The organism is Lentzea sp. NPDC060358, from assembly GCF_042725365.1.
Classification (GTDB): domain Bacteria; phylum Actinomycetota; class Actinomycetes; order Mycobacteriales; family Pseudonocardiaceae; genus Lentzea.
In genome coordinates, this window is record NZ_JBHXCW010000184.1 from 1 (window position 1) to 16,003 (window position 16,003).

14 protein-coding genes are annotated in these 16,003 nt (G+C 68.4%); 9 read left to right on the forward strand and 5 right to left on the reverse strand.

Annotation, left to right across the window (positions count from 1 at the left end):
• Positions 1-44 precede the first annotated feature (44 nt).
• Positions 45-1,835, reverse strand: a complete 1,791-nt coding sequence (ctaD, locus tag ACFWGZ_RS30115; protein ID WP_382454959.1) for a cytochrome c oxidase subunit I — start codon at positions 1,833-1,835, stop codon at positions 45-47.
• A 134-nt stretch (positions 1,836-1,969) separates the two neighbouring features.
• Here ctaD and ACFWGZ_RS30120 point away from each other — a divergent pair, with 134 nt between their 5' ends.
• Both ACFWGZ_RS30120 and ACFWGZ_RS30125 read left to right on the forward strand, forming a co-directional pair.
• Positions 1,970-2,485: a DUF305 domain-containing protein gene (locus ACFWGZ_RS30120; protein ID WP_382454960.1), complete on the forward strand. Its 516-nt coding sequence runs from the start codon at positions 1,970-1,972 to the stop codon at positions 2,483-2,485.
• Positions 2,486-2,501: 16 nt separating this feature from the next.
• On the forward strand, positions 2,502-3,293 hold the full coding sequence (locus ACFWGZ_RS30125) for a phosphotransferase family protein (RefSeq protein WP_382454961.1): 792 nt from the start codon (positions 2,502-2,504) through the stop codon (positions 3,291-3,293).
• Here the strand turns inward: ACFWGZ_RS30125 and ACFWGZ_RS30130 are convergent.
• From ACFWGZ_RS30130 to ACFWGZ_RS30140, 3 genes are all read right to left on the reverse strand, one after another.
• The gene (locus ACFWGZ_RS30130; RefSeq protein ID WP_382454962.1) at positions 3,290-4,030 is read right to left on the reverse strand and encodes a hypothetical protein; all 741 of its coding nucleotides are present in this window, start codon (positions 4,028-4,030) and stop codon (positions 3,290-3,292) included. The two genes, ACFWGZ_RS30125 and ACFWGZ_RS30130, sit on opposite strands and share 4 nt — an antisense overlap.
• A gap of 1,304 nt (positions 4,031-5,334) precedes the next feature.
• The gene (locus ACFWGZ_RS30135; RefSeq protein WP_382454963.1) at positions 5,335-6,543 is read right to left on the reverse strand and encodes an aKG-HExxH-type peptide beta-hydroxylase; all 1,209 of its coding nucleotides are present in this window, start codon (positions 6,541-6,543) and stop codon (positions 5,335-5,337) included.
• Between the two features lie 153 nt (positions 6,544-6,696).
• The gene (locus ACFWGZ_RS30140; RefSeq protein WP_382454964.1) at positions 6,697-6,849 is read right to left on the reverse strand and encodes a hypothetical protein; all 153 of its coding nucleotides are present in this window, start codon (positions 6,847-6,849) and stop codon (positions 6,697-6,699) included.
• A gap of 156 nt (positions 6,850-7,005) precedes the next feature.
• On the opposite strand from ACFWGZ_RS30140, the gene ACFWGZ_RS30145 reads away from it, so the two are divergent.
• Both ACFWGZ_RS30145 and ACFWGZ_RS30150 read left to right on the forward strand, forming a co-directional pair.
• Complete coding sequence (locus ACFWGZ_RS30145; RefSeq protein ID WP_382454965.1) at positions 7,006-7,803, forward strand: FadR/GntR family transcriptional regulator; 798 nt, start codon at positions 7,006-7,008, stop codon at positions 7,801-7,803.
• A gap of 222 nt (positions 7,804-8,025) precedes the next feature.
• A complete protein-coding gene (locus ACFWGZ_RS30150) occupies positions 8,026-9,030 on the forward strand; it encodes a hypothetical protein (RefSeq protein WP_382454966.1) in 1,005 nt (334 codons plus the stop codon).
• Between the two features lies 1 nt (position 9,031).
• On the opposite strand, the gene ACFWGZ_RS30155 is transcribed toward ACFWGZ_RS30150, so the two are convergent.
• On the reverse strand, positions 9,032-10,087 hold the full coding sequence (locus tag ACFWGZ_RS30155; RefSeq protein ID WP_382454967.1) for a hypothetical protein: 1,056 nt from the start codon (positions 10,085-10,087) through the stop codon (positions 9,032-9,034).
• A gap of 276 nt (positions 10,088-10,363) precedes the next feature.
• Between ACFWGZ_RS30155 and ACFWGZ_RS30160 the strand changes: the two genes are divergently transcribed.
• The 5 genes from ACFWGZ_RS30160 (at position 10,364) to ACFWGZ_RS30180 (ending at position 15,972) form a co-directional block, all read left to right on the forward strand.
• Positions 10,364-11,347 (forward strand): LacI family DNA-binding transcriptional regulator, encoded by a 984-nt coding sequence (locus ACFWGZ_RS30160; RefSeq protein WP_382454968.1) that lies wholly within the window; start codon positions 10,364-10,366, stop codon positions 11,345-11,347.
• 109 nt (positions 11,348-11,456) lie between these two features.
• A complete protein-coding gene (locus ACFWGZ_RS30165; RefSeq protein WP_382454969.1) occupies positions 11,457-12,794 on the forward strand; it encodes an ABC transporter substrate-binding protein in 1,338 nt (445 codons plus the stop codon).
• On the forward strand, positions 12,795-13,652 hold the full coding sequence (locus ACFWGZ_RS30170; protein WP_382454970.1) for a carbohydrate ABC transporter permease: 858 nt from the start codon (positions 12,795-12,797) through the stop codon (positions 13,650-13,652). It abuts the gene before it with no gap.
• Positions 13,649-14,482, forward strand: a complete 834-nt coding sequence (locus tag ACFWGZ_RS30175; RefSeq protein WP_382454971.1) for a carbohydrate ABC transporter permease — start codon at positions 13,649-13,651, stop codon at positions 14,480-14,482. Before ACFWGZ_RS30170 ends, ACFWGZ_RS30175 begins: the two co-directional genes overlap by 4 nt.
• A gap of 11 nt (positions 14,483-14,493) precedes the next feature.
• Positions 14,494-15,972, forward strand: a complete 1,479-nt coding sequence (locus ACFWGZ_RS30180) for an alpha-amylase family glycosyl hydrolase (RefSeq protein WP_382454972.1) — start codon at positions 14,494-14,496, stop codon at positions 15,970-15,972.
• The last annotated feature ends 31 nt before the right edge of the window (positions 15,973-16,003 follow it).

Here is a 16,003-nt window from a genome sequence, read left to right on the forward strand (position 1 = left end):
GGCGAGAAGCAGCCGGGGCTAGACGTAGAACCTGTGAGTGCAGGCTACTTGTTGTGCTCCGAATCATCCTTCTCGGAGGCAGTACCCGACTTGAGCGCGGACGCGGCCATCTCCGACAGCGCCGGCGCCGCCTTCTCGTGCGGGATCGTCTTGCCGGTGAAGGTCACGTGACCCTCGTTGCGGATCCGCTCGATCATGTGCGGGTAGTGCAGCTCGAACGCCGGGCGCTCCGAACGGATCCGGGGCAGCTCGGTGAAGTTGTGCCGCGGCGGCGGGGACGACGTCGCCCACTCGAGCGAGTTGCCGTAGCCCCACGGGTCGTCGACCGTGACGACCTCGCCGAAGCGGTAGCTGCGGAACACGTTCCAGATGAACGGCAGCGTCGACGCGCCCAGGATGTAGGCGCCGATCGTCGAGATCATGTTCAGCGTCGTGAAGCCGTCGGACGCGAGGTAGTCGGCGTACCGGCGCGGCATGCCCTCGTTGCCCAGCCAGTGCTGGACGAGGAAGGTCGCGTGGAAGCCGAGGAACGTCGTCCAGAAGTGCAGCTTGCCGAGCGGCTCGTTGAGGAACCGGCCGGTGATCTTCGGGAACCAGAAGTAGATGCCGGCGAAGGTCGCGAACACGATCGTGCCGTAGAGCACGTAGTGGAAGTGCGCGACGACGAAGTACGTGTCGGACACGTGGAAGTCGATCGCGGGCGCGGCCAGCAGGATGCCGGAGAGGCCACCGAAGAGGAACGTGACGATGAAGCCGATCGAGAAGAGCATCGGCGTCTCGAACGTGAGCTGGCCCTTCCACATCGTGCCGATCCAGTTGAAGAACTTCACACCGGTCGGGACCGCGATGAGGAACGTCATGAAGGCGAAGAACGGCAGCAGCACGGCGCCGGTCGCGTACATGTGGTGCGCCCACACGGCGACGGACAGGGCCGCGATGCCGAGGGTGGCGTAGACCAGGCCGTTGTAGCCGAAGATCGGCTTGCGGCTGAACACCGGGAAGATCTCCGACACGATGCCGAAGAACGGCAAGGCGACGATGTAGACCTCCGGGTGGCCGAAGAACCAGAAGAGGTGCTGCCACAGGATCACGCCGCCGTTGGCGGGGTCGAACACGTGCGCTCCGAGGTGCCGGTCCGCCAGCAGGCCCAGCAGGGCCGCGGTCAGGATCGGGAACGCGAGCAGCACGAGCACCGACGTCACCAGGATGTTCCAGGTGAAGATCGGCATGCGGAACATCGTCATGCCGGGCGCGCGCAGGCAGACCACGGTGGTGATCATGTTCACCGCGCCGAGGATGGTGCCGAGACCACCGACCACCAGGCCGGAGATCCACAGGTCGGCACCCGCGCCGGGCGAGTGGATGGCGCTCGACAGCGGCGTGTACGCGAACCAGCCGAAGTCGGCGGCGCCACCGGGGGTGACGAAGCCCGCCATCACGATCAGGCCACCGAAGAGGTACAGCCAGTACGAGAAGGCGTTGAGCCGCGGGAACGCCACGTCGGGCGAGCCGATCTGCAGCGGGAGCACGAAGTTCGCGAAGCCGAAGACGATCGGCGTCGCGTACAGCAGCAGCATCACGGTGCCGTGCATCGTGAACAGCTGGTTGAACTGCTCCTGGCTCAGGAACTGCATGCCGGGCCGGGCCAGCTCGGTCCGCATCAGCATGGCCATCGCGCCGCCGACCATGAAGAAGGCGAACGAGGTGACCAGGTACATGATGCCGATTTGCTTGTGGTCCGTGGTGCGGAACATCCGCAGCAGGAAGGACCCCTTGACCGCAGTGCGCGTCGGATAAGGACGCGTTGCGATCGGCTGCGGGGCTACGGCCGTCACGGTGCCTCCAGGCCTTGGTGGGACCAGTCGTTCGGGAAACTCCCCGGGATATTAGACGCAACCGATCAGCTCCATTCGGGTGGGCCACGGCCGGTGGCCAGCGGCGTAGCGCAGGTCACACGTATCCTGCGGCCGTGCTCCGATCGCTCGCCGTCGCCTTTGTCCTGTTGCTGGCCGCCTGCGGAGGTCCCGCCACGCACAACTCGGCGGACGTCGCCTTCGTGCAGGGGATGGTTCCCCACCACGAGCAGGCGCTGGACATGAGCGGCCTCGTGACGACCCGCACGGACAACCCCAACGTGATCGAGATGGCCAAGCGCGTCGCGGACGCGCAGCGGCCCGAGATCGACCGCATGAACGGCTGGCTGGAGGCCTGGAACGCGCCGGTCCAGGCGTCGTCGCACACGGCGCACGGCCACGCCGACGCGCACGGGATGGTCGAGCTCGGCAACCTCGCCGACCTCGACGACACCGAGTTCGACCGCCAGTGGCTCTCGCTGATGATCCAGCACCACCGCGGCGCCGTGGACATGGCGCGCAAGCACCTCTCGGCCGGCACCGACCCCGAGGCGCGCAAGCTGGCCCAGGACGTCGTCGCGCACCAGGAGCAGGAGATCGCGACAATGGAGTCGCTGCTGCCCCAGGGCTGATGCCAGCCTCGTGCGCATGACTCCCGCAAGCGTGCGCGCGGCCGTGGCCCTGGCCGCCTCCCACGGCGTGGTCTCGACGGACCCGGTCGTGCTCGAGAACGGCAGCAACGTCATCGTGCACCTGCGCCCGGCCCCGGTCGTGGCCCGCGTCGCCGCGCGAACGGCCCTGGTCAGGCCGTCGGTGGCCGATCACTTCGCCCGCGACCTGGCGGTGTCGGCGTTCCTGGCGGCGCGCGGGGTGCCGGTGGTGACGCCGTCGTCCGAGCTGCCCGCGGGTCCGCACGCGGCCGACGGTTTCGTGATGTCGTTCACCACGTACGTCCCGCACTTCCCCGGCGTCGAGCTGACGCGCCCGGACGTGCTGGCGCTGCTGCCCGGCCTGCACGCCGAGCTGCGGCTCTACGACGGCGAGCTGCCCGCGCGCGGCCCGCTGGACGACATCGACAACACCCTGACGCACCTGGAGGGCCGGGGCGTGCCCGGCCTGGAGCCCTTCCGGGCGCGGCGGGCCGAGCTGCGGGAGGACTGGGACGCGCACTACCGCGACGTCCAGCCGCTGCACGGCGACGCGCACCACGGCAACGTGCTGATGACCTCGTCCGGCCCGGTCTGGAACGACTTCGAGGACACCTGGCGCGGCCCGGTCGGCTGGGACCTGGCCTGCCTGGCGGGAGCGCGCGGCGAAGAAGCCGCCCGGCGCGCCGTGGAACTCTACGGCGGCGGGACGGCTTCTTCGGACGTCGAGTACTGGCTCGAGGTGCGCGTCCTCTTCGGCACGCTGTGGGGCGTGCTGGTGGAGAACGGCTAGGCGCGGCGCCTGCGCAGCACCAGCATCACGGCGGAACCGACGGCCACGAGCGCGGCACCGAGCCCGAGCAGCCAGGCCCCGTTGAAGCCGGTGGCGGCCAGCCCGCTGCGCTGGGCGACCGGCACGGCGGCGACGGTCGTGGTCGTGGCGGCGACGGCCTGCGCGGAGGACGACGGCGCCTCGGTGCTCGTCGTGGTGGCCGGCGTGGACGACTCGGTCACGGTCGACTCGGACGTCGTGGTGGTGGTCTCGGCGGTGGTCGTCGTGGTCGTGGTCGTCGTCGTGGTGGTCGTGGTCGCCGGCGGCTGCTCGACGGCCACCCCGCACCCGAACCACTCGCCGATCTGCGGCAGGTCCCCCTCGCCGAGGACCGGAGCCCGCAGGCCCGTCCACGGCAGCTCGTCGCCGAGCTTGTCCGCGAGGTAGACGTTGAACACGTCCCCGGCGCGCACGACCATGCCGGTGACCTTCAGGTCGGCGGGCACGGCGGTGACGTCCAGGTACTGCTGGTTGTCGCCACCGGAATAGGTGAACCGGCCCGGGTGGACCGGCGATCCGGTCAGCCCGCCCACGGCGCACGCGTCGGGGTGGTTGAAGTCGACGAACCTGAGGAACGGCTGCGCACGCTCGTCGTCCGTGGTCGGCTCGTCGGCGAACGCGCTGGTCGCCATGACGAGCGAGGCCACGGCCGCCAGTGCGGCCGAAGCGAGCAGGGCGGCTCTTCTCAGAGGCGTCATCGAGTTACTCCGTAGGGCTCGGCGGATGCCGCGATCTAAGACGATCGACGTCGCCCGAACGGGTTAGATGACGATCAACTTCACCCTTGTGGCCGAGTTGTTATTGCCCCGTGAAGTGGCATGCCCAAACGACCAAATGCCGGAGGGACCGGCCCTGACGGACCGGTCCCTCCACGGAGCTCACCAGCTGAGAGCTCAGTCCTGCTGTCCGGCTTTCGCGGACCGGACGAACACCGTGCCACCGTTCGGCATGCGCCGGAACCAGTCGACGGAGGTGACCGGGCGGCTGATCACCGGACCCACCCCGACAGGGAGGTGGGGAACGGGAACGTCGGCGCCGTGGGGGGACTGCGGCCGACGAAGAGGCTGATTCGGGGTGGTCATGGTTCCTTCTCGACAACGGGTCGGGGCCCTCGTCCGAGAACGCTTGCGCAACCAGGAGTTCTCAGGCCGACTCCCGCTACAGGCGCCGCTCTGATGGTGCACGGTTGCCGAAGTGCCAACTCGAACGACGTTGATCATCTACGGTGGCGCAGCACCCCGGAAAGCCGGTCGCGACTGCGTAGAGCGAGAAGATATCGGACTGCGTTCCGCACGACACCCCGAAGATGGGGATGCGACATCATACGACGTCACGCAAGTTGTTCCACCTGCGCTTTTACCCGATCGAGACACACAATGGAGTGAGCCGGCCCGGCTCCGGCACCTGCGGCAGGTCCAAGCAGGCCAACGCAGTGTGCCGCGCACGACACCTCTCCCGATGACCATCACAGCTGCCGCGCGCCACATCGGCAACATCCAAGAAAGTCGGCCTTCCGACTATGTGCAGAAAACCTCAGAACCGAGGGCTTCCGAACCGGAAGACCACCAGGAGTCACCCCAATTCAAATAATTTAATCGGCTATTTAGGAAAATGCACAGAAAATTCTTTGCACCGGCCAGCGAAGAGACTCACTTGAGCCCGTCCCCCACCCGCTCGGGCATTGCACAACCGGCCGAACCACCCAGCGCCTGTCCACTACGCGACATGGACGAACTCGCTGTTCTCACCTTGGAGAGCGATAGACCACACCGCCGACCACTCACGACACCAATGAGCACAACTTGACAGCGCGTCAGGCGCGCGGTGGCGATATTCCGCCAACCCCGGCCGCCAGTCCCATCGCCGACTTCTAGGCCACACGCACAGGAATATCTGCTGCGCAGCAGCGATCACCTGGACTTCCACGCCGGTGAGGTCGCATGTGGACGATTGCGTGAATCGACCGCATCGCCAGCATCGAACGAGAAGAGAGGTCACCTCGTCACGTCGGCTCGATGATCGAGGCCGCCATGAGCAGGCGGAGCGCGACGGTGAGCCGGTGCGCGGCCGCGGGCTCCGCGGCCCACCCCGAGTCCCGCAGCAGGTCGCGGAAGCACAGCGACCTGCCGTCGCCGAGGAGGTCGAGGACGCGGCTCGCGTCCGCGTCGAGCCAGAAGATCTCCGGCGGCGAGGCCGGCCGGCCCACCACCGTGCGCCCCGTGCCGGCCCGCTCGGACCGCACGTCGGGCAACGCGCGGAAGGTCACGTGGTGGGCCATCGGCAGGTCCCGCCCGCGAGCGGCGGGCTCGGTGCCGGCCGGCTGACCGGTGAGCGCCCCCAGCAGCCAGCGCGCGTCTGGCCGCAGGTCGCCGGAGTGCGAGAGCAGCCACCGGCCGATCTCGTCGGCGCGCTCCCGCGCCACGGGCAGCAGGGAGGACGGCCCCGGCTGCTCGTCACCGCACGACTGCGCGAACTGGGCCAGGCAGCTGTACGCGTGCCAGGCGGCGAACGTCTGCTCCAGCGGCCAGCGCGCGTGCGACCAGGAGTTCTCGAACTCCTCGGCCTCCTCGGCGCGGACGTCGAGGAACTCCCTGGTGATGGCCAGGTCGAAGAACTTCTCGTGCGCGCCCTCGTGGACGAGCGCCTCGGCGACCTCCAGCGGCGTGGAGGGCTCGTCGATCAGCACGATGCCCGGCACGTACCGCGACGACGCGGAAACGACGCCGCCCGAGGTCTCGCGGGTGAGGACGACGAGCATCGACACGTGCGCGAGCAGGTCGTCCGCCGCCTCCGGCACCAGCCGCCGCAGCAGGCGGACGCCGCCGGCCACCACGTCCAGCGCCGCCTCGAACCGTTCGCCGTCCGCCTCGGTCAGCGGCTCCGGCGAGGCGCCGGGGGGCGCGACGATGCGCAGGGGCGCCTCGACCAGTTCGGCCGCCAGGGGGTCCGCCACGACCGGCAGTCCGGCGTCGCGCACCCGCACGGCCGCGGCGCGGCGCACAAGGGCGAGGTCGAGCTCTCCCCCGCCGGCCAGGGCCCTGCCGATCTCGTAGCGGGCGATCGGGTGGTCGAGAAGGTTGTCCGACAACTGCGCGCCGGGCGCGAACAGGCCGGCGGCGAGGCGGTACAGCGCCCGCCGCTCGTCGACCAGCACCTGCGCGGGCGCGATGGCGGCGTGCACCACGTGCGCACTCGCCGTGGGTGAGCTCATCACCGAATTGACCTCGTGTTGACGTCCCCCGACGCTGATGATCGGGCAACTCTACTGACTCCCGCCCCGCCGGCGCGGGCCGACGAGCCGGTGCCCGGACCGCGAATTCTCGGCCCGGGCACCGGTGTGCGCGTTCATCAGCGGGTTTCGCGGTCAGCCGAGCAAGATGCCGGCGACGTTCACGAAGCCGACGACGGCCAGCGCGATGACCGAGACGGCGATCATCGTGAGCACGGTGCGCCAGCCGATGGCGGTGACCGCGACCGCCACGGCGGCGGCGATTCCGAGTGAGCTCCCTGCGGACATCTCGTTCCCTCCCGACTGGGCGAGCGCGGGTCCTGGGTGTGGGCGGTCCCAGGCGCCTCGCCCACCACCAGAATCGCCTGTTGTAGGTTGTCTGTCAACCGTCGACTGGTTGCCAGACAAGTTGCAACCAGACTGCCAGGGCCCTACCCTGAACCGATGCCCGCCGACGAGTCCCCTCTCGGCGAGAGCTGGTCGCTCTCGCCGGATTCGCGACGCCCGCTCCCGGAGCTGATCGAGCAGAAGCTGCGGGAGCAGATCATCGGCGGCACCCTCAAGGCGGGCGACCGCCTCCCCACCGAGCCGGAGCTGGCGCGCAAGCTCGACGTCGCCCGGTCCTCGCTGCGCACCGCGCTGCAACGGCTGCAGCTGCAGGGCATCGTCGAGGTGCGGCGCGGCCTCGGCTGGTACGTGCGCCGGACCGACCTGAGCGCGGTCGAGGAGAACCTGGAGGGCAGGCTCGCCTCCCGGCAGTTCTCCCAGACCGACCTGCTCGAGGTGCGGATCGCGCTGGAGACCACCGCGGCGAGCCTGGCGGCCGTGCGCGCGGGCGACGGCGAGCTGGACGAACTGGCCAAGCTGAACCGCCGCTACCAGCGGGCGACGCTCGACGACGTGCAGGAGGTGATCGAGTCGGACGAGGAGTTCCACTCGGCGCTGGTCCGCGCGTCGCACAACGCGCTGCTGGAGCAGATGTACCAGACGCTCGTGCCCGGCCTGCAGGACTGCAAGCGGCACGCGCACCCGTCCCGCGAGGTGCACAACCGTTCCGTGAACGAACACGAACAGGTGATCTGGTTCCTCCGCCGCCACGACGAGGTGGGCGCGAAAAGCGCGATGACCACCCACCTGCTCGGGCTGTACAACGACGTGGCCGCAGACGACACGCAGCCAAAAGCGACCCTGGGCACCTATGTCGGGGTGTCCGACAACCCGATCTGGGGCAAATCGCGCTGATACGGCGATGACCGAAAGGGGCTGGCGCCGATCCCCTCCTCACTCCCACCATGTACGGACAACCGGGTGGAGTGAGGGGGCGGCAACCAGGTGGTGGCGGCGCGCAGGCACAAACAGGCGCTGGCCGTCGCGATCCTCCTGATAGCCATCGCAGCTGCAGACCTGACCGCCGTGTTGTTGTGGCAGCCCACTTCACGAAGTGTGCTGCACGATGCGTTGGTCGTGTTTTGGCCGTTGCCGGCGTTCGCAGGACTCCTGCTCGGCACCTATGAGCTCTTTCTCCACAAGCGACTGGTCGCGGAGTTCGGTCGGATCTCCGGCCCCAGCATCGTCGAGCACCTGTTGCCGTCCGAAGTGCTGCGCGCTTTCTTGTCGTCCGTCTACGGCGAGAACGCCGCGAACGAGGATGTGGTCGCCGGCCTCCTGGGCGGCGACGGCATGCGCCCACGTGGCGACGACCTGACGATCAGCACCGGCACCACCGTGAAGCTGGAACTGCAGGGCATCGACACCAAGACCTACCACCTGATGACGACGCAGCGGTACCAGTTCCGCAATGACGTCCCCACCGAGCGCTTCGTCATCTTCGCCACCTCCAACGCCACCCTGCGCGACAGCATCAGCGCCGCCTGCCGGTACCCGTTGTTCGAGCTGTACTTCATCCCGGACCCGTCGCTGTTCCTCGAGTCCGTGGACGACCTGCGCCACTCCACCCAGATCGCCATCGACTACCTCGACCACGAGGGCCAGCACCGTTCGGCCGAGCCCAGCCAGATCCCGCCGGTCGAGGTCCGGTTCGACCAGTGGACCCACTACCTGACGTTCTTCAGCCAGCCCTCGGGCCCGCTGGGCAAACTCAGCCCGCTGGACCACATGAGCGACCTGCGGATCTTCGAGTGCGATCTCAGCCGCATCGCCGAAGACCACGTGGTGCGCGCGATCCGGGGCCTCACCGTCTGGTCGCGCACCTTGCAGCGCACGAACGACGGCTTCTGCTATTGGCAGTCGCCCTATCCGTCCTTCGTCGACAAGATCAGCTTCGACGCGACCGGCTTGGCGGTCGACCAGTCCCCCAAGCACGAGTTCCGGGTCATGCCGTTCACGTTCCGGTCGGCGACGGCGGCCGCGCAGTGGCTGGAAGCGGGCGAATTGCGCGACCTGGACGTGCGGTCGTGGCTGCTGCCGGGTCACGGAGTCGCATTGTTGTGGCGCGAGGCGACAGGCTGAATCACCAGTTCGCGATCACGCCCTGCCCCTGCACCACCCACCTGTCGAGTTGCAACGACAGGTGGCCTTCGTTGTCGTCGAGCACCAGCGTGTCGGCGCTGCCGAGGAAGACCTGCGCCCACACCTTCCGCGCATGGACGCGTACGAGCTCGCGCATGTCCAATGTGACGGTTCTGACGAACATCGGACGATCCGCGTACCACCACACTCCTGGAACTGCGATGTCCTGCGACCAGCGCGAGTGCTGCCTGACACGCACGAACTCGCTGTCCTCACGGCTGAGGTCCGCGAGGAAAAGCATCAGATCGGAGTTCTTCAACCCCACAGGAGGCGAGATGTACCTGCGCACAGCGGGTGTCGGCACCCTCTTGAACTCGACCGGTCTCATCACGCCACGTCGCTCGACGTAGCACTCCAGCTTCTCCCCGAACTCCCTCGCGTCGCTCTCGAACGAGTCCGAGCTGGCCAGAGTCGACACGTCGAAAAGCTCAGGACACGCATCGGACAACGCGGTCGTGTGCGTCGGCGAAGACGTGACCGCGACCAGCAGCAAGCCCTTGCGCATCGTCACCTCGTACCGGGACGCGGCGTGCACCGTCTGTCCTTCGATCCTTTCCACGCGCAAGGTGACGGACACGCCATGGTGGGCATGTCGCGGCGACAGGACCATCGACACCAGCGACGACATGTCGCTCACACCTGGGATGTGCCGCGTGAGCGCAGCCGTGACGAGCTCCTCGGGAGCGGTCGAGCTCAGGACGAGCTGCCGGGTGGCCGACGCGGTCGCGGTGCGCGCATCGTGTCGGATGGAATTCAATTTGCTGTCGATGGCCCGCAACAACTCACCCTGCTCTTTGCCCCTGACCCACTCGAAGTAGATCGAGACCAGCAAAACCAGCACGAGGTCTTTGGTGATGGACCCGAGACTGCGCGCGACAGCGTCCCCGGCTTCGGGGTTGAGCACAGCGGAAATCACGACCCTGGGCACCGGGGTGTTGATGAGCGCGATGGTGGCGAGCACGCTGCCGAAGTAGATCAGCGCACGCGACCGCACCACCGGTTCAGCCTTCGGACCGCTGGTGCACGGTGCCGCCACCGTTGGGCATCCGCCGGAACCAATCGACTTCGGTCACGGGCTGCCTGGGTCCTTCAGGTCCCACGGGTACAGGTGACGGAAATGGCTCAGGCGACACCGGTTCGTGCTGGGAGCTCATGGCAGTCTCCTCCCGCGCCGGTCCCCCGAGAGCGTATCCGCGATGCCGCCGTACGGGCGACGCCCAGGCGGGTGGAGCGACACCGCAAGCGGACGCAAGAAATTGCGTACACTTGCGCCATGACGCAACGGAGGCTGGCCGAGGTCGCGGCCAAGGTCGGGGTCAGCGAGGCCACCGTCAGCCGGGTGCTGAACGGGAAGCCAGGCGTCTCGGACGCCACCAGGAGTGCCGTGCTCACGGCACTCGACGTGCTCGGGTACGAGCGGCCGACACAGCTGCGGGGCGAACGGGCGCGGCTCGTGGGGCTGGTGCTGCCGGAGCTGCAGAACCCGATCTTCCCCGCGTTCGCGGACGTCGTGGGCAACGCGCTGGCGCAACGGGGTTTCACGCCCGTGCTGTGCACCAGGACGGCCGGCGGCGTCACCGAGGCGGAGTACCTGGAGCTGCTGCTCGAGCAGCACGTCAGCGGGATCGTGTTCGCGGGCGGGCTGTACGCGCAGCGGGACGCGAGCCACGGGCACTACCAGCAGATGATGTCCCGCAAGCTGCCCGCGGTGCTGGTCAACGCGGCCATCGACGACCTGGCGTTCCCGCGGGTCTCGTGCGACGACGCGGTGGCGGTCGAGCAGGCGTACGGGCACCTGACGTCGCTGGGGCACCGCAGGATCGGGGCCGTGCTCGGGCCGCCGGACCACGTGCCGAGCCGGCGCAAGCTCGAGGCCATCGCCAAGTGCGGCGGCGCGGACGTCGAGCACGCCATGTTCAGCCTGGAGGGCGGGCAGGCCGCGGCGACCAAGCTCGTGCAGCGCGGGGTCACGGCGATCATCTGCGCCAGCGACCCCCTCGCGCTCGGCGCGATAAGGGCCGTGCGCAGGGCCGGGCTCGACGTGCCGAAGGACGTGTCGATCATCGGGTACGACGACTCGGCGTTCATGACCTGCACCGATCCGCCTCTCACGACCGTGCGCCAGCCCATCGAGGCGATGGGGCGGGCCGCCGTCGAACTGCTGGCCAACCAGATCTCGGGCAACGCCGTGGCGCCCGACGAGCTGCTGTTCGAGCCCGAACTGGTGGTGAGGGCCTCCAGCGCACCGGCGCGGTGACGTAAGCAGTCGTCTTCTTGCGAGTTTTCGTCTGGATATTGCGTCCAGATGTAACGGGGACTTATGGTCGCCGTCACATCGACGCGCTCGCGAGAAGGGCGGCCCCACCATGAAGAAGTCCGCTGCCGTGCTGATTGGCGGTGTCCTGGCGCTCAGCACCGTCGGCTGTGGGAGCGGTTCCACGACCGAGCCGGGAGGCAAGGTCCAGGTCAGCATCAACGGCCAGCCACCGCAGACCCAGGCCTTCGACCGCAAGGTCTTCGACGAGGACGTCGCGGCGTTCGAGCAGGCCAACCCGGACATCGACCTGGTGCCCCACGAGGGGTTCATGGACCCGAAGACGTTCTCCGCCAAGCTCGCCGGCGGGCAGCTGGAGGACGTCTTCTACGTCTACTTCACCGACCCGGCCGCCCTGATCGCCAGGAAACAGGCCGCCGACCTCACCGAGTACGTGAAGGACGTCCCGCACTACGGCGACATCAAGCAGGAGCTCAAGGACGTCTTCACGGTCGGCGGAAAGGTCTACGGCCTGCCCACGGCCAACTACACGATGGGCCTGCTCTACAGCCGCACCAACTTCACCAAGGCGGGCCTCGACCCGAACTCGCCGCCGAAGACGTGGGACGAGGTGCGCGCGTCCGCCAAGAAGCTCAAGGACGCGGGCGTCACCGGGTTCGCCGAGTACAGCAAGAGCAACCAGGGCGGCTGGCACTTCACCGCGTGGGTCAAGTCCGTCGGCGGTGACATCGCGAAGAAGGACGGCGACAAGTTCGTCGCCGACTTCAACAACGCCAAGGGCGAAGAGGTCCTGCGCCGGCTGAAGGAGATGCGCTGGGAGGACGGCTCCATGGGAGAGAAGCAGCTCCTGGAGATCGGCGACGTGCAGAACATGATGGGCGCGGGCCAGCTCGGCATGTACCTCGCCGCGCCCGACAACGTCGCCGCGATCGTCAACCAGTTCAAGGGCAAGTACGACGACTACGGACTCGCGGCGATCCCCGGCCAGAAGGGCACCCTGCTCGGCGGCGAGGGCTACATGGTCAACCCCAAGGCCTCGCCGGAGAAGATCAAGGCCGGTCTCAAGTGGGTCCAGTGGAAGTACCTGAACCCGGACCGCCTGGAGCAGAACCTGCAGACCTACAAGGACCGCGGTCAGCCCGTCGGCCTGCCCATCCCGCCGATCGCCGACATCTGGACCGGTGAGCCGCGCAAGAAGCAGGAAGAGCTCAAGGGCAGGTACGCCACCATGCCGGTGCAGAACTTCCAGGCCTACGTGGATGGTTCCGAGAAGACCAAGGGCTCGCTCGAACCGCCGCAGGCGCAACAGGTCTACGCGATCCTCGACAGCGTCGTGCAGGCGGTGCTGACGAACAGGGACACGGACCACCCCGCTCTGCTCAAGGACGCGGAGACCAAGGTCAACGCCGTCCTGGCGCAGGTGAAGTAGGTGCGGCGGCACGTCACCGCGTACGGCTTCCTGGGTGCCGCGCTGGTCGTCTTCGCGGTCTTCTCCTGGTTCCCGATCGTGCGCGGGGTGGTCCTGAGCTTCCAGCAGGTCAACTTCGTCACGAGCCCCGACTGGGTGGGCTGGGAGAACTTCGAGCGGCTCTTCGCGGACCCGCTGTTCGCGGTGGCGTGGCGCAACACCTTCTACTTCACGGTCCTCGCGATGGTCATCGGCTTCGGCGTGCCGTTCCTGACGGCCGTGGTGCTCAACGAGCTGCGGCACGCCAAGGGCTACTTCCGCCTGCTGGTCTACCTGCCGGTGATGCTGCCGCCGGTGGTGACCGCGTTGCTGTGGAAGTGGTTCTACGATCCCGGCCCCGGCTTGTTCAACTCGGTCCTGCGAGGACTCGGGCTGCCGACGTCGCAGTGGCTCGACTCCAGCGGCACCAGCATGATCAGCCTCGTGCTCGTCATCACCTGGGCGAACATGGGCGCGGCCACGCTGATCTACCTGGCGGCGCTGCAGACCATCCCCGGTGAGCTGTACGAGGCCGCGGACCTGGACGGCGCCGGGATCGTCCGCAAGGTCTGGCACGTCACGATCCCGCAGACCAAGTTCGTGATCCTGATGCTGTTGCTGCTCCAGGTCGTCGCGACCATGCAGATCTTCACCGAGCCGTTCATCATGACCGGCGGCGGCCCGGAGGAGTCGACGGTCACCGTGCTGCTCCTGCTCTACCGGTACGCCTTCTACTACAACGACTTCGGCACCGCGAGCGCGCTGAGCCTGATCCTGTTCGCGGTGCTGGGTGTCTTCTCCTTCCTCTACCTCAGGCTCACCAGGAAGGCCGACGCGTGAGGACGCTGACGAAGGGCCGCGGGCCGCTCTACTGGGCCGTCCTGACGATCACGCTGGTCGTGTTCACGGCGGCGTTCCTGCTCCCGCTGGTCTGGGTGCTGCTCGGCGCGTTCAAGCCGCCGGCGGAACTGGCCCAGCAGCCGCCGACGATCCTGCCGGAGACGTGGGAGCCGGGCGCGTACGCCGACGCCTGGAACTACATGGACCTCGGCCGGTTCTTCCTCAACACGTTCGTCGTCGCGATCGGCGCGTGGGCCGTGCAGATGGCGGTGATCGTCCCGGCGGCCTACGCGCTGTCCAAGCTGCGGCCGTGGGGTGGCAACGTCGTCATGGGCCTGATGCTGGCCACGCTGATGCTGCCGTCGACGGCGGTGCTGGTGCCGGTCTACCTCACGCTCATCGACCTCGGCCTGCTCAACACCCCGGCGGGCATCTGGCTGCCCGCCGCGGCCAACGCGCTCAACGTCTACCTGCTCAAGCGGTTCTTCGACCAGATCCCCGGGGAACTGCTGGAGGCGGCCAGGATCGACGGCGCGGGCACGTGGACGACGCTCGTCAGGGTGGTCCTGCCGATCTCGCGGCCGATCCTCGCCGTCGTGTCGATCTTCGCGGTCGTGGCGGCGTGGAAGGACTTCATCTGGCCGCTGCTCGTGTTCCCCGACCCGGCGAAGCAGACGCTCAGCGTCGCGCTGCAGCGCTTCGCCCCCGACACCCCGATCAACCTCCTGCTCGCGGGCCTCGTGCTGGCGAGCCTGCCGATGGTGGCGCTGTTCCTGGCGTTCCAGCGGCACATCCTCGCGGGGCTCACCGCGGGCGGCGTGAAAGGCTGAAAGGACTCCAGATGAGTTGGTGGCGCAACGCTTCCATCTACCAGGTCTACCTGCGCAGCTTCGCGGACGGCAACGGTGACGGCATCGGTGACATCGCCGGCCTGCGCGCCGAGCTCCAGCACATCGCGAGCCTCGGCTTCGACGCGATCTGGCTCAACCCGTGGTACCCGAGCCCGCTCGCCGACGGCGGCTACGACGTGGCGGACTACCGCGACGTCGAGCCCGTCTTCGGGTCGCTCGCCGATGCCGAGAAGCTCATCGCGGACGCGCACGGCCTGGGCATCCGCATCATCATCGACCTCGTCCCGAACCACTGCAGCGACCAGCACCCGTGGTTCAAGGACGGGCTGTGGGACCGCTTCCACATCCGTGACACGGAGGAGATCCCGAACGACTGGCAGTCGCGCTTCGGCGGCCCGGCGTGGAGCAAGCTCGACGACGGCCGCTGGTACCTGCACCTCTACGCGGCCGAGCAGCCGGACTTCAACTGGGAGAACCCGGTCGTCCACGACGAGTTCGAGGACATCCTGCGGTTCTGGCTCGACCGGGGTGTCGACGGGTTCCGCATCGACGTGGCCGACGGGCTGGTGAAGGACTTCTCCAAGCCCGACGCCGACCTCCCCTACTCCGACCAGGACGGCGTGCACGACATCTACCGGCGGTGGCGGCAGATCGTCGACTCCTACGACGGCGACCGCATCCTCGTCGGCGAGATGTGGCTGCCCGACCCGGAGCGGTTCGCCCGGTACCTGCGCCGGGACGAGATGCACAGCGCGTTCAACTTCGACTTCCTCTGCTGCCCCTGGAACGCCGGGGAGCTCAGGAAGGTCGTCGACAGCACGCTGGCCGCGCACGAACCCGTCGGCGCACCGCCGACCTGGGTGCTGTCCAACCACGACGTCACGCGGCACGTGACCCGGTACGGCCGGGAGAGGACCGGGTTCTCCTTCGCGGACCGCCAGCACGGCGCCCCCACCGACTTCGAACTGGGCACGAGGCGGGCACGGGCGGCGATCATGCTCACCGCCGCGCTGCCCGGTGGCGTGTACGTCTACCAGGGTGAGGAGCTGGGGCTCTGGGAGGTCGAGGACCTGCCCGACGAGCTGCGCGAGGACCCGGTGTGGCACCGCTCGGGCTTCACCGACCGGGGCCGCGACGGCTGCCGGGTGCCGCTGCCCTGGTCCGCCGAGGACGGTCCGAGCTGGCTGCCCCGGCCGGAGAACTGGCAGGACTTCTCGGTCGCGGCCCAGACCGGCGACCCCGGCTCGATGCTCGCCCTGTACCGCGAGGTGTTCGCGCGGCGGCGCGGGATCAGCGGCGACCTGGAGTGGCTCGACCTCGGTGAGGACGTGCTGGCGTTCCGGCGCGGCGAGACCACCTGCGTCGTCAACCTGTCGGCTCAGGCCGTCGACCTGCCCGCCACGCCCGCGCTGTCGAGCGTCCCGCTGACCGGCGGCAAGCTGCCGCCGGACGCCGCGGCCTGGCTGTAGGGAAAACCCGGTCTCGGGGGTGGCGGCAGCC

Coding starts and splice junctions, on each gene's coding strand:
- ACFWGZ_RS30125 (WP_382454961.1), top strand. CDS start 2,502: ATGACTCCCGCAAGCGTGCGCGCGGCCGTGGCCCTGGCCGCCTCCCAC.
- ACFWGZ_RS30130 (WP_382454962.1), bottom strand. CDS start 4,030: ATGACGCCTCTGAGAAGAGCCGCCCTGCTCGCTTCGGCCGCACTGGCG.
- ACFWGZ_RS30135 (WP_382454963.1), bottom strand. CDS start 6,543: ATGAGCTCACCCACGGCGAGTGCGCACGTGGTGCACGCCGCCATCGCG.
- ACFWGZ_RS30140 (WP_382454964.1), bottom strand. CDS start 6,849: ATGTCCGCAGGGAGCTCACTCGGAATCGCCGCCGCCGTGGCGGTCGCG.
- ACFWGZ_RS30145 (WP_382454965.1), top strand. CDS start 7,006: ATGCCCGCCGACGAGTCCCCTCTCGGCGAGAGCTGGTCGCTCTCGCCG.
- ACFWGZ_RS30160 (WP_382454968.1), top strand. CDS start 10,364: ATGACGCAACGGAGGCTGGCCGAGGTCGCGGCCAAGGTCGGGGTCAGC.
- ACFWGZ_RS30165 (WP_382454969.1), top strand. CDS start 11,457: ATGAAGAAGTCCGCTGCCGTGCTGATTGGCGGTGTCCTGGCGCTCAGC.
- ACFWGZ_RS30180 (WP_382454972.1), top strand. CDS start 14,494: ATGAGTTGGTGGCGCAACGCTTCCATCTACCAGGTCTACCTGCGCAGC.